Raw genomic sequence first — 13,073 nt, 5'->3', positions numbered from 1 at the left:
ATGCCATTCGGAACCGTCGCCCAGGCCATCGAGGACATTCGTAACGGCCGGTTCGTGGTCGTGGCCGACGACGAGGACCGCGAAAACGAGGGCGACCTGATCTGCGCCGCCCAGCTCATCACGCCCGCCATGGTCAACGTGATGTTGCGGGCCAAGGGCATGATCTGCGTCTCGCTGCCGGCGGAGCGCATCGCGCGCCTCGAGCTTCCCATGCAGGGGGGCGACCTCAACACCGAAGCGATGAAAACGGCGTTCACCGTCAGCGTCGACGGGGCTGCCGAATTCGGGGTCACCACCGGCATCAGCGCGTCCGACCGCGCCCGCACCATTCAGCTGCTCGCCGATCCGTCCCGCGGGCCCGGTGACCTGCGTCGGCCGGGCCACGTCCACCCACTCAAGGCGCGTGAGGGAGGCGTGCTCCAGCGCGTGGGCCACACGGAGGCGGCGCTCGATCTGTGCCGGCTGGCCGGGCTCGCACCGGCCGGCGTGCTGTGCGAGATCCTCGGCGACGACGGGCAGACCATGCGGCGCGACGAACTCGAGCAGTACGCGATCGCCAACGGGCACACGTTCATCACGGTGGCCGATCTGGTGGCCTACCGGCTGCAGCACGAGCGACTGGTACATCGGGAGGCCGAAGCACGGCTGCCGTCCGACCTTGGGGGCGAGGGATGGCGCATCGTCGGCTATCGCAACGACGTCGACGATCGCGAGCACGTCGCGATCGTGTACGGCGACCTCGGTGACGGCGCCGATGTTCTCGTGCGCATGCACTCCCGCTGCCTGACCGGTGACGTGTTTCATTCACAGCGCTGCGACTGCGGGTGGCAGCTGCACACCGCGATGGAGATGATTGCGCGCGAGGGCCGCGGCGTCGTCGTGTACCTGGACCAGGAAGGACGCGGGATCGGATTGATCAACAAGCTCAAGGCGTACGAACTGCAGGACGCCGGGCACGACACCGTCGAGGCCAACGAGAAGCTCGGCTTCAAGGCCGATCTCCGTACCTACGGGATCGGGGCGCAGATCCTGCTCGACCTGGGTGTGCGATCGATGCGCGTGCTGACAAACAACCCGATGAAACTGGTCGGCCTCCGAGGCTATGGCCTCGAGATCGTTGATCGTGTGCGGATCGCAGCGCCGACGACCGAGGAGAATGCGGGCTACCTCGAGGCCAAGCGGACCAAGCTTGGACACCTGCTGAGCCACTGAACGTGGCGGACCTTCGCGCCAACTCGCGCACCCTCCCTGTCATTCCTCCAGCGACCTCCGACGGCATGGCCGAATTCTCCGGGACGCCCGACGGCAGTGGCCGACGCATCGGGATCGTGGTCTCACGGTTCAACGAGACGATCACCCGCCGCCTGATGGAGGGGGCCGTGGACGCCTGCACGCGTCACGGTGTGGCGTTTGGCGACGTGGACGTCGTGTGGGTTCCGGGCGCGTGGGAGTTGCCCGCCGCCGCGCGGCGTCTGCTCGGCGCGGATCGGTACGACGCGGTGGTGGCACTCGGTGCCGTCATTCGGGGCGACACGCCGCACTTCGACTATGTCGCCGGTGAAGCGGCGCGGGGGCTTGGACAGGCGTCGGCGGAGTACGACTTGCCGGTCGGATTTGGCGTGCTGACCTGCGACACGATGGAGCAGGCGGAGGCGCGCGCCGGCGGCAGCCACGGGAACAAGGGGTGGGACGCGGCGCTCGCCGCGCTCGAGATGGCCGACCTCTTCGCGCGGTTGGATGCGACAGACGAAGGGTAGTCGCGAGCAGCGCAACTGGCGACGCGCGCGCCGTCGCGCCCGGGCCCGGGTGGTGCAGGCGCTCTACGCCTGGGATGCCGTGCGCGACCGGGCGGCATTCGACGACGTCGCCACGCGGCTGTGGGACGATCTCGCGTTAGGCATCGACGAACGCGACGTCGTCGCCCCGCTACAGCGCCTGGTGACGCAGCACCTGAGCGACGCCGACCGGCTCATCGCCGAGCACGCCCACAACTGGCGCCCGGAACGCATCGGGGCCATCGAGCGTGCCGTGCTGCGCCTCGGGGCTGCGGAACTGCTCGCGCCCGCCGACGCTGCGCGCGAAGCCACGCCACCGCGCGTGATCATCCAGGAGATGGTCGTGCTGGCCGAGCGTTTCGGCTCGGACGCGAGCGCGCGGTTCGTGAATGGCGTGCTCGACGCGCTCGGACGGCACCTCGGGAGACTCTAGGCCGTGCGGCTGCTGGTCGTGAACTGGCAGGACCGCGAGAACCCGCAGGCCGGCGGCGCCGAGATCCACCTGCACGAGATCTTTGGTCGTCTCGCCGCGCGCGGGCACGAGGTCACGCTCCTGTGCAGCGGCTGGAAGGGATGCCCGCCAACGGCGACGCTCGACGGCATGCGCGTCCATCGCGTGGGCACGCGCTACACGTTTCCGTTTCTCGCGGCGCGTGCCTTTCATGCACTCGAACGGTCGCACGCGTGGGATCTCGTGGTCGAAGACATCAACAAGGTGCCGCTGTTCACGCCACGCTGGTCCGACACGCCCGTCGTCGGTGTCGTGCCGCACCTCTTCGGAGGTACCGCGTTCCAGGAGGTGCCGGCGCCCGTTGCCGCCATGGTGTGGGCCATGGAGCGACCAATCCCCGCGGTGTATCGTGGCGTGCCCTTCCAGGTGATCAGTCGCAGCACCGCCGACGATCTCGCCGCGCGCGGCATTCGGCGCGATCTGATCACGGTGATCTATTGCGGGATCGACAGTGCGGCGTATACGCCTGCGCCCGCGGCGCGTGCCGCGCAGCCGGTCTTTGCGTATCTGGGGCGCCTCAAGCGCTACAAGGGCGTGGACCTTATCCTTCGGGCCTTTGCCCGGCTCGACCACCCCGAGGCTCGGCTGGAGATCGCCGGGGCGGGCGATCATCGCGGGGCGCTCGAGGCCCTGGCGCGTTCGCTTGACCTTGGCGATCGGGTGCGGTTTCTTGGGCGAATCAGCGAGCCGGAGAAAGTTTCGTTGCTGCGTCGCTCGTGGGCGTTGGCCTTTACCTCGCCCAAGGAAGGGTGGGGGATCACCAATCTCGAAGCTGCCGCCAGCGGAACGCCGGTCGTTGCCTCCGACTCGCCCGGAATCCGTGAATCCGTGCGGGATGGGGAGACGGGGTTTCTCGTGCCGCACGGCGACGTCGATGCCCTCGCCGCCGCGATGCGCCGGATCGCCGGCGACGCGGATCTGGTCGCGCGGATGGGTCGCGCGGGTCGCGAGTTTGCGGCAACCTTCACGTGGGAACGCAGCGCGGACGAGACCGAAGCCCATCTGCGCGCCATCCTTGCCGAGGGGGCATTCCATGGAAATCGTCTGGCAGGCGCATAACGCTGTCATTTCAGATCGACTGCGCGGCCGCGCCGAGGCGTTGGTGACCAAGGTCGCCGCGCGTCTCGGCCGTCCCGCCGCGGCGAACATCCGCTTCGAACGCGAGGGCACGCGCTGCCGCGTCGAACTGGTGCTCCGCGCTCCGCGTCACAAGGTCATGGTCGCGGAGGGCTACGGCCGGTATTACGGACCGGCGCTGGCCATCGCGGGGGCCCATCTCTCGCGACAGGTCACGAGCGCGCGACGCACCGCCAGGGAACGCACGGCACGGGCAGGGCGCGCGTGACCCAGACACACACCGTCGGCAAGTTGCTGGAACGTCTCCACGGCACCCTGCAGCTCGAACAGCTGGCCGGGGACTATGGGCACGACCGCGAAATCGGCAACTCGGACATCTCCAGCCCCGGGCTCGCGCTCGCCGGATTCGTCGGGCGCTTCATGTCCGAGCGTTCCCAGGTGATCGGGGAGACCGAGATGACGTACCTCGCGTCGCTCACCGATGAGGAGCGGCGCAGGAACCTGGGCCTGTTCTTCTCGTTCCCGCTTCCATGCGTGTTCATCACGAAGGGCATGGATCCGGCGCCTCCGCTGCTCGACCTGGCCGTTGGCGCCGGCGTGCCCGTGTTCCGCACGTCACTCAAGACGAATGAGTTCTACCGGCACGTCAAGCCCGTGCTCGAACTCATGTTCGCGCCTTCCACCACCCTGCACGGTTCACTCGCCGACGTCTTCGGCGTCGGGCTGCTGTTCACCGGCGCGAGCGGGATCGGCAAGTCCGAGTGTGTGCTCGACCTGGTGGAGCGTGGGCATCGACTCGTGGCGGACGACGTGGTGATTGTCTCGCGGCGCGGCAACGACGTGCTCATCGGGCGCGGCCACGAGCTGCAGCGCCACTTCATGGAGATCCGCGGCGTCGGCTTGATCGACATCCCGGCTGTCTTCGGCATTCGCGCCGTGCGCCAGCAGAAGCGCATCGAGGTCGTGGTGCAGCTCAAGGAATGGTCGGAGAACATCGCCGCCGATCGCACCGGACTCGACGGCGAGGTCACCACGATCCTTGGCGTCGAACTGCCGCTGATCACCGTCTTCCTGAATCCCGGCAAGAACATCACGGTGATCAGCGAGGTCATCGCGATGAATCACCTGCTGCGCTACAGTGGCATCGATCCCGCCGAGGCGTTCAACCAGCGGCTGCTCGGCCACATGCGACAGGCAGCCGACGTCCGTCGGTACCTTGTGGAGGATGATGAGTAGCGTGCGCGCCCTCATTGCGGGGCATGGCGATTTTGCGACCGGCCTCGTGTCGGCCGCGGTCCAGATCACCGGTCGCGACGACGTATTTGTGTCGCTGAGCAACCGCGGCCTCAGCGCGGCGGACGTGGCGGCGGCGATGGCCCGCATCCTCGACGAGACAGGGGCTCGGGTCGTCTTCACCGATCTTCCCGCAGGCAGTTGCACCATGGCCGCGCGCCGTCTGCAGCGAGAGCGCGCCGACCTGCTCGTTGTCGTTGGGGTGAACCTCGCGACGCTCCTCGACTTCATCTTCGACGATGCCGATGACGCCGTCGCGGCGCGCCAGGCGGCGGAGAAGGGGCGAGCCGCCATCGCGATCCTTGGTGCGGGGGTGTCCCGTGGGTCTTGAGCTCTACCGCATCGATGACCGACTCATCCACGGACAGGTCGTCGTGGGGTGGGGCCAGCCGCTCGACGTGCAGTTCCTCGTGCTCGTGGATGACGAGGTCGCCGGCAGCGAGTGGGAGCAGGAGCTGTATCGCATGGGTGTTCCTCCCGAAATGGAGGTCTACTTCGAGTCGGTCGCGAGCGCGGTCATCCGGCTGGCCGCGTTCCAGGCCGATCCGCGAGTCGGCATCCTGCTCACGGGCGACATCGACACCATGCGTCGGCTCGTGCTCGAATCGGGCGGCATCAGTGCGATCAACCTGGGCGGCGTGCATCATAAGCCCGGGCGCACACAGCGCCTCCGCTACTTGTTCCTCTCGAAAGACGAGGAGCAGGTGCTCCTGTCGCTGGTGGCTCGCGGGACGCGCGTGTCCGCACAGGATGTGCCCGCCGCGCGACCGTTGCCGTTGGCTGAGGTGCTCGCGGGCGAGGGCAACCGATGACCTTCGCCGACATGGCCATCATCGCCCTGCTTGGTGCCGTACTCGGGCTGGACACGGTGAGCTTTCCGCAGGCCATGTACTCGAGGCCGATAGTTGCGTGCACCGTGACCGCGGGCTTGCTCGGGGCGGCACCCGCGGGCCTGCTCCTCGGCGCGCTCGTCGAGGCCTTTGCGCTGGAGACATTGCCCGTCGGTGCGGCGCGCTACCCTGAATGGGGCTCGTCTTCCGCCGTGGGCGGCGCCCTCGTGGCGACGTCGCCGCAGTTCACGGCCGGGTCCATGCTCACCGCGGTCGTGGCCACCGTCCTGATGGCCTGGTTAGGCGGCTGGTCGATGGTGCAACTCCGTCGACTCAACGCGCGATGGGCCCACCAGCGGCAGGCGTTCGTGAACGCCGGATCGCGTCGTGATGTGATTGGCTTGCAGCTCTACGGCATTTCGGCCGACCTGCTGCGTGGCGCGGTGATGACCGTGGTCGGGCTCCTGGTGTTCGCGCCGTTGTATGCGCGCTCGCTGGAGACGTGGGGCATCGGCCTGGGCGCGACGCGGTTGCTCCTGATCTCGCTGGCTGGCGTCGCGGCGGTGGGTGCCGTCTACAAGGTCTTTCACGCGACGCCACGCACCGGATGGTACTTCCTGCTCGGACTCGGGCTCGGGCTCCTCGTCCTGGTGTTGCGCTGATGTCCGCCGCCCCGGTCCTTCCTGTCGGAACGCGACTGGCAATCTTTCTTCGATTGCTGGCAATCCAGTCGGCCTGGAACTACGAAACGCTGGTGGGAAACGGCATCGGGTTTTCGGTGGAACCCGCGCTCCGCCTGTTGCCCGGGGGCGTTGGGGGCGAAGCTTACAAGTCCGCGCTCGCGCGACAGAGCCAGTACTTCAACACCCATCCGTACCTCGCATCCGTCGCGGTCGGCGCGCTGGCGCGAGTGGAACTCGACCAGGAAGATCCGACCAGGATCGTGCGGTTCCGCACGGCGCTGTGCGGTCCGCTCGGTGCGGCGGGCGACCGGTTGGTGTGGGCGGCCTGGCTTCCCTTCAGCGTGTTGCTGGGGTTGCTCGCATTTGGACTCGGTGGTGGAGCGGGGGCCGTGGTCCTGACGTTCCTCGTCGCATACAACGTGGGGCACCTGGCGTTACGGATATGGGGGCTGCGGCAGGGGTATGCCCTGGGGATGCAGGTGGCCCGGGCCCTCGCGGTGCCGGTGCTGCGCTCGGGGGCGCAGTGGGTGAGTCGGGCCGGAGCGGCCCTCGCCGGCGTGGCCATTCCCCTGGCGATCTCGCGAGGGATCGGCGAAGCGCCGACCCAGGCACAGCTCGCCGGGCTGCTCGCCGCGGTTGGGGCAATCGGGTTGGGCCTGTCCCGGTTGAAGGGGCGGTACGAGTTGTGGAAGTGGTCGTTAGGCATCCTGACCCTGATCGCCCTCGTCGCGATGGTGCGCGCATGATCGAACGCTCGGTCCAGGTCACGAACAAGAACGGCATCCACGCCCGGCCCGCGGCGGAGATCGTCAAGCTGGCGGCCCGCTACCGGAGCCAGATCACCATGCTGCGCGACGACCTCGAGGTGAACGGCAAGAGCATCATGGGGGTCATGATGCTGGCCGCCGAGTGTGGCGCCACGCTGACGCTCCGGGCCGACGGCCCGGACGCCGACGATGCGCTGGCCGCGCTCACGACCCTCATCTCCGGGCGGTTCGGGGAGTCCTGATGGAGCGCGCCCTCACCGGCATCCCGGCGTCACCCGGTATCGTGGTCGGGCGCGTGCACCTCCTGCACTGGGAAGTGCCCGACGTGCCGCATCGCATCATCGCCGACGACGACGTTCCCTCGGAGCTGGCGCGCTACCGCGAGGCGGTGACGAAGGCCAAGGCTCGCCTTGTCCAGGTGAAAGCGCGGGCCGAACGACGCGCCGGTCCCGAAGAAGCCGCGATCTTCGAAGTCCAGCTCCACATGCTCGACGATGGAGACATCACCTCGCGGGTGGAGGCGTACATCCGCCAGAACATCGGCGCCGAGAAGGCGTTCGACGTGGTGATGCTCGACTGGCGGCAGCATTTCGCCCGCAGCAGCGTCCCGATGATGCGCGAGCGCGTCGGTGATCTGACCGACCTGCACATCCGCGTGCTTTCCATCCTCCTCGGCCTCGGCGATCACGATCCGGTGGAACTGGCCCCGGGAGCGAACGCGATCCTCGTCACGCACGACCTCACGCCGAGCCTGACGATGCAGATCGATCGCGAGTCGATCGCCGGCATCGCCACCGATTCGGGCACGCGCACGTCGCACGTGGCCATCCTCGCGCGCTCACTCGGCATTCCGGCGGTCGTCGGCCTTCGTGACGCGACCACGCGGCTTCGCGGCGACGAAACGCTCGTGCTCGACGGCTCGAGCGGCATGCTGATCGTCAATCCCAGCGACGCCGAGGTCGACACGTTCCGGCATCGTGCGCAGCTCGAAGCCCAGGATGAGGCGGAGCTGCAGAAGCTGGTCGACGCCGAAGCCGTCACGACCGATGGCGTGCTGCTCACGGTGCGCGCCAACGTCGATCTCCCCGATGAAGCCGAGCAGGCGGCGCGCAGCGGCGCCGAGGGCGTGGGGCTCATGCGCACCGAGTTCCTCGTGCTCGGCCGCACCACGTTGCCCGACGAAGAGGAGCAATACGAGGAGTACGTGAAGGTGCTGCGTCCCTTTGGCGGGCACCCCGTGGTCATTCGCACCTACGACATCGGCGGCGACAAGCTGCCGGTCGGTGGATTTCCCCACGAGCCCAACCCGTTCCTGGGCTGGCGGGCGATCCGCATGTGCCTCGACGAGACCGAACTCTTCAAGGTGCAGCTGCGCGCGCTCCTGCGGGCCGCCGTGCATGGCGACGTGCGTATCCTGCTGCCGCTCGTCGTGACCCTCGACGAGGTGCGGGCGACGCGCCAGCTCCTGCGCGAGTGCATGCAGGAGCTCGAAGCCCGGGGTGTGCCGTTCAAACGGGACGTTCCGCTCGGCGTCATGATCGAAACGCCGGCCGCTGCCGTCGCCATCGACGCCTTCCTCGAGGACGCACAGTTCTTTTCGATCGGGACCAACGATCTGGTGCAATACACGCTGGCCGTCGATCGGGGCAACGCCAACCTGGCCTCGCGCTATACCCCACTGCATCCCGCGGTCCTGCGCCTCATTCAGCGCACCGCGGAGGTCGCGGGGGCACACGGTCTCGAAGTCAGTGTCTGCGGAGAAATGGCGTCGGAACCGCTCATGGCCTTTGCGCTCCTCGGGCTCGGCATCCGTCAGCTCAGCGTGAATCCCCGCTCGGTGCCGCTGGTCAAACGCATCATTCGTGGCGTCAGCGCGTCATTTGCCCGCGAGGCCGCGGCGGCCGCGGTGAGCGCGCGCACGGCCAACGAGGCGCGCGCTCAGCTGGAGTTCCGACTCAAGGCGGCCTTCGGTAACGTCGCGTTCATTCGTGAGGGCGGGCTCTGAGGCGTCGGGGAGAACCCGCGCCGACGTCGGCAGTGCCGTACCCGCTGGGGTCGGTGTATCGTTCCGTGGCACGAATCCCGCCCAGATCGAGCCGACTCATCCCCCACTCCCCGTGACTGAACGCGTGCTCTTCACGTCCGAATCGGTGACCGAGGGTCATCCGGACAAGGTGGCTGACGCCATTTCCGACGCTGTCCTCGACGCCATCCTGGCCGACGATCCCATGGCCCGTGTCGCGTGCGAGACCCTCGTGACGACGGGACTGGCGGTCGTGGCCGGAGAGATCACGACGGACACGTGGGTCGACATCCCGCGGATCGTGCGCGGCACGATCGAACGCATCGGGTACACCAGCGCCTCGTTCGGCTTCGACTCGCAGACGTGTGCGGTCATGAGCACGATCGACAAGCAGTCGCCCGACATTGCCATGGGCGTGGACACGGGAGGTGCCGGCGATCAGGGCATGATGTTCGGCTACGCGACCGACGAGACCGAAGAGATGATGCCCGCCGCGATCCTGCTTTCGCATCGCCTCACCAGAGCGCTGGCAGATCACCGGAAGGCGGGCCACCTCAAGTGGCTCCGTCCGGACGGCAAGGCGCAGGTCACCGTGGCCTACGACGGTGATCGTCCGGTCGCGGTGGACACGGTGGTGGTGTCGACGCAGCACGACGAGGGAGCCTCGTCTGAAAAGATCCGTCGCGCGGTGATTGCCGAGATCATCGAACCCGCCATCCCGAAGGAGTGGCGCAAGCAGAAGCCAACGTACCACATCAACCCGACCGGCCGCTTCGTCGTGGGCGGACCGCAGGGAGACGCGGGCCTCACGGGCCGCAAGATCATCGTGGACACGTACGGCGGGATGGGTCGCCACGGCGGTGGCGCGTTCAGCGGCAAGGATCCATCAAAGGTGGATCGCTCGGCGTGCTACGCGGCGCGATGGGTGGCAAAGAACGTGGTGGGCGCCGGACTCGCGCGGCGCTGCGAGGTGCAGGTCGCCTACGCGATCGGTGTGGCCGAACCGGTCAGCGTGATGGTGAATACCTTCGGGACGAGCGAGCTGCCCGATCCGGTGATTGCCAGGGCCATCCGCGATTGCTTCGATCTCACGCCCAAGGGCATCATGAAGGCGCTCGACCTGCGCAAGCCGATCTACTCTCCCACGGCGGCGTACGGACACTTCGGGCGTGCGTCCGAGAAGCTCGTCTACACCACCGCGGACGGGAACGGCAAGAAGGCACGCAAAGTGACCGCGACCGCCTTCACGTGGGAGCGCCTGGACAAGGTTGCTGAACTCAAGCGGTCCGTGCGATAGTTCAGAGACCGCAGCAACGCCCGGGGCATGGATCCGCTGGTTGAAGTTGCCGTCGCCCGACTGGGGCTCGACGGATCGTCAAACACCTACGTGGTCATCCTTCGCGAGAAGGACGGCGACCGCATCCTGCCCATCTGGATCGGCCAGCCCGAGGCGGAGTCGATCCTGCTCGAGATCAACAGCGTGCGAAAGGAACGTCCGCTGACGCATGACCTCTGCAAGAGCCTCATCGTCGGGCTCGGCGCGACGCTGCAGCGCGTGAATATCACACGCGTCGAGCACCGGACGTATTACGCCGAGTTGCACCTCGCGCGCGACGGCGAACTCTACCAGGTCGATGCCCGCCCGTCCGACAGCATCGCCATCGCCCTGCGCACCGCGTCGCCCATCTACGCCTCCGAGTCGCTGCTCCTCGACCCGCCTGACGAAGCGGACGATGACGACGACACCGTGGTCCCGCCGACCGAGTTGCCGCAGTCCACGGAGGAGATGAGCGCCGAGCAGCTCAAGCAGTACCTCGCCGGTCTGAGACCGGAGGACTTCGGCAAGTTCAACCCGTGAGCATGGTCCGTGGCGCGTGCGCCATGCTCCTCGCGATCGGAAGCGCGGCGGGGGCACAATCACCCACGGTGGTTCAGGGACGCGTGGTGCGCGTCACGACGCGGGGACCGATCGCACTCCCCGGTACCATGGTCACCCTGCACCGCATCGGGGCATCGTCCGCGGGGCCGGTGGATTCCGCGCGCGCCGATCGCTTCGGCCGGTATCGCTTCCGCGTGGCGTCGCCCGACACGCAGGCGATGTACCTGCCAACCACACGCCACGGCGGGCTCGCTTATTTCGCGTCGCCCGTTCGCGCGGGTGATCCGTCGGCCGACGGGGAGATCGAGGTCTTCGATACCACGTCGGCGCCCGTCCGCATTCGCGTCACCGGCCGGCATCTGGTCGTATCCGCGCCCGATGCGGACGGCAACCGGACGATCCTCGACGTATACGAACTGTCAAACGACACCGTGCTGACGCGACTCGGGTCCCCGGCGCAGCCATCGTTCGTGGCCGAGCTGCCGGAGCTGGCACGCGATGCGCGGGCCGCGCAGGGCGACTTCACGGGGGACGCGGTGGTGGCGGTGCCTGGCGGCCTGGGGGTCGTGGCGCCGATGTCGCCCGGCATTCGGCAGTTGGCCGTGAGCTACCTGCTTCCACCTCGCGCCTTCCCGCTTGGCGTCACCCTCAACGATACGGTCGCCGTGGTCGAGGTACTGCTGGAGGAGCCGGCCGCGCGTGCCGAGGGGGACAGCCTGGCCGCGCTCGGTGCGGTCTCCAGTGAGGGCCGCTCGTTCGTGCGCTTTCTGGGGCGGGATCTGCCGCGGGGGCGCCGTCTCGAGGTGCTCGTCCCCTCGGCCGCGGGGGGCGGCGTTGCGCGCTGGGGCTGGCTGGCCGCCCTCTCAGTCGCCGCGTTAGGCGCGATCGGGTGGTCGTTGCGTCGGCGTCCGGCGCCAGTGGTGGTGGCTGCGGCGCCGCCTCCACGGTCGCGCACCGACGAACTGCGGGGGGCGATCGCCGGCGTCGATGCCACGCTGGCCGACAGCGCCACCGCCGTCGCGTCGCACGCCGCACTCCGTGACTATCGAGCGGGGCTCCAGGCCGAACTCGATGCGGCGCTTGCCGGCGATCAGGATCGTCCATAGGTTCCCCTCAACAACTGAAACGTCGGACGGCGGAAACGGAAACCGGTGCAATGCCGGTGCGGCCCCGCCACTGTAACGGGCATCTCGCCGTGTTCACGCGCCACTGGCCTCTGCGGTCGGGAAGGCGAACACGGTGCCCGAAGCCAGGAGACGACCTCCGTCCGAGCCACATGATCGATCTTCGGGGGAGGATCGCTGGGCGTGGCGACCTTCCGGTCGTCGACGACGCGTCCGCGGACATTCTCTCCACTCGGGAGCTGCAATGTCCGTTCTGTTTTTCCGGATCCTGTCCGTCACGTACGCGGCGCTGCTGCTGCTCGCGGCCGCGTGCGGGCGCGCGGAGTCGCTTCAGACGGATCGCCGGACGAGCGGCAGCCCGCAGCGCATAGTCTCGCTTGGGCCAAGCGGCACGGAGATCCTCGCGTCGCTCGGTGCGCTCGATCGGTTGGTCGGCCGATCCAGGTGGGACACGTGGCCGGAGACCGTGCGTCAGGTGCCCGACGTCGGCGACGCGATCCGACCGAGTCTGGAGCGCATCATCGCGCTTCGCCCGGACCTCGTGGTGCTGTATGCCGCGAGCGACAACGCCGCGTCGATCGACGGCCTGCAGCGCACCGGCATCAACGTGGTGGCGCTGCGCATCGACACCATCGACGACTACCTGCGAGCGGTCGACTCGCTGGGTGTGCTGGTGGGTGCGCGTTCCCGCGCCGATTCGCTGACCGCCACCATCCGTCGCGAACTCGATGCCGTGCGCCAGCGCGCGCGTCACACGCCGGCCCTGCGCGTGTTCATCCCCGTCTGGGACCAACCGCTCATGACCATTGGAGGCGGCAGCTACCTCTCTGAGCTGGTCCGCATCGCCGGCGGCGAAAACGTCTATGGCGAGTCACCGGCGCCGTCGCTCACCGTGTCGTTCGAGGATGTGGTGCGGCGCGACCCCGACGTCGTGCTGGCCAGCCCGGTGAGCGCGTTGCGATGGCGCGCGGAGCCAGGGTGGAAAGGCCTGCGCGCCGTGCGCGAGGGACGGGTGCTCGGCTTTGATACGACGCTCGTCTCGCAGCCCTCGTCGAGGCTTGGTGCCGCCGCCGCATCGCTGGCCGACCTGTTGGCGAAGGTGAGGCGCTGA

Annotated in this window: 16 protein-coding genes and 1 riboswitch; all 16 genes read left to right on the top strand. The window is 68.2% G+C overall.

The window, feature by feature from the left end:
• The gene (locus tag IT361_16070) at positions 1–1,212 is read left to right on the top strand and encodes a bifunctional 3,4-dihydroxy-2-butanone-4-phosphate synthase/GTP cyclohydrolase II (protein MCC6319190.1); all 1,212 of its coding nucleotides are present in this window, start codon (positions 1–3) and stop codon (positions 1,210–1,212) included.
• A gap of 65 nt (positions 1,213–1,277) precedes the next feature.
• Entirely contained in the window at positions 1,278–1,757 is a 480-nt protein-coding gene (locus IT361_16065; protein ID MCC6319189.1) for a 6,7-dimethyl-8-ribityllumazine synthase, read from the top strand.
• Positions 1,738–2,208 carry a transcription antitermination factor NusB gene (gene nusB, locus IT361_16060; protein MCC6319188.1) on the top strand — a complete coding sequence of 157 codons (471 nt, stop codon included), beginning with the start codon at positions 1,738–1,740 and terminating at the stop codon, positions 2,206–2,208. Before IT361_16065 ends, nusB begins: the two co-directional genes overlap by 20 nt.
• Positions 2,209–2,211: 3 nt before the next feature.
• Entirely contained in the window at positions 2,212–3,345 is a 1,134-nt protein-coding gene (locus tag IT361_16055; GenBank protein ID MCC6319187.1) for a glycosyltransferase family 4 protein, read from the top strand.
• Positions 3,320–3,631: a hypothetical protein gene (locus IT361_16050; GenBank protein ID MCC6319186.1), complete on the top strand. Its 312-nt coding sequence runs from the start codon at positions 3,320–3,322 to the stop codon at positions 3,629–3,631. Before IT361_16055 ends, IT361_16050 begins: the two co-directional genes overlap by 26 nt.
• Positions 3,628–4,599 carry an HPr(Ser) kinase/phosphatase gene (gene hprK, locus IT361_16045; protein MCC6319185.1) on the top strand — a complete coding sequence of 324 codons (972 nt, stop codon included), beginning with the start codon at positions 3,628–3,630 and terminating at the stop codon, positions 4,597–4,599. Before IT361_16050 ends, hprK begins: the two co-directional genes overlap by 4 nt.
• A 1-nt stretch (position 4,600) precedes the next feature.
• A complete protein-coding gene (locus tag IT361_16040; protein MCC6319184.1) occupies positions 4,601–4,987 on the top strand; it encodes a hypothetical protein in 387 nt (128 codons plus the stop codon).
• Entirely contained in the window at positions 4,977–5,468 is a 492-nt protein-coding gene (locus IT361_16035) for a PTS sugar transporter subunit IIB (GenBank protein MCC6319183.1), read from the top strand. Before IT361_16040 ends, IT361_16035 begins: the two co-directional genes overlap by 11 nt.
• Complete coding sequence (locus IT361_16030; GenBank protein ID MCC6319182.1) at positions 5,465–6,148, top strand: PTS sugar transporter subunit IIC; 684 nt, start codon at positions 5,465–5,467, stop codon at positions 6,146–6,148. Before IT361_16035 ends, IT361_16030 begins: the two co-directional genes overlap by 4 nt.
• Entirely contained in the window at positions 6,148–6,915 is a 768-nt protein-coding gene (locus IT361_16025) for a PTS system mannose/fructose/sorbose family transporter subunit IID (GenBank protein MCC6319181.1), read from the top strand. Before IT361_16030 ends, IT361_16025 begins: the two co-directional genes overlap by 1 nt.
• Positions 6,912–7,178 (top strand): HPr family phosphocarrier protein, encoded by a 267-nt coding sequence (locus IT361_16020; protein ID MCC6319180.1) that lies wholly within the window; start codon positions 6,912–6,914, stop codon positions 7,176–7,178. Before IT361_16025 ends, IT361_16020 begins: the two co-directional genes overlap by 4 nt.
• Entirely contained in the window at positions 7,178–8,941 is a 1,764-nt protein-coding gene (ptsP, locus tag IT361_16015) for a phosphoenolpyruvate--protein phosphotransferase (GenBank protein ID MCC6319179.1), read from the top strand. Before IT361_16020 ends, ptsP begins: the two co-directional genes overlap by 1 nt.
• Positions 8,942–9,053: 112 nt before the next feature.
• Entirely contained in the window at positions 9,054–10,256 is a 1,203-nt protein-coding gene (locus tag IT361_16010; protein MCC6319178.1) for a methionine adenosyltransferase, read from the top strand.
• 27 nt (positions 10,257–10,283) lie between these two features.
• Entirely contained in the window at positions 10,284–10,817 is a 534-nt protein-coding gene (locus IT361_16005) for a bifunctional nuclease family protein (GenBank protein MCC6319177.1), read from the top strand.
• Positions 10,814–11,944: a hypothetical protein gene (locus IT361_16000; protein MCC6319176.1), complete on the top strand. Its 1,131-nt coding sequence runs from the start codon at positions 10,814–10,816 to the stop codon at positions 11,942–11,944. Before IT361_16005 ends, IT361_16000 begins: the two co-directional genes overlap by 4 nt.
• A riboswitch (cobalamin riboswitch) is annotated at positions 11,926–12,118 on the top strand. It overlaps the preceding gene by 19 nt.
• A gap of 88 nt (positions 12,119–12,206) precedes the next feature.
• Positions 12,207–13,073 (top strand): cobalamin-binding protein, encoded by an 867-nt coding sequence (locus IT361_15995; GenBank protein ID MCC6319175.1) that lies wholly within the window; start codon positions 12,207–12,209, stop codon positions 13,071–13,073.

It is taken from the genome of Gemmatimonadaceae bacterium, from assembly GCA_020846935.1.
Taxonomy (GTDB): Bacteria; Gemmatimonadota; Gemmatimonadetes; order Gemmatimonadales; family Gemmatimonadaceae; genus RBC101.
The sequence above is the reverse complement of the archived record's forward strand: the minus strand, read 5'-3'. Positions and strand labels throughout refer to the sequence as shown.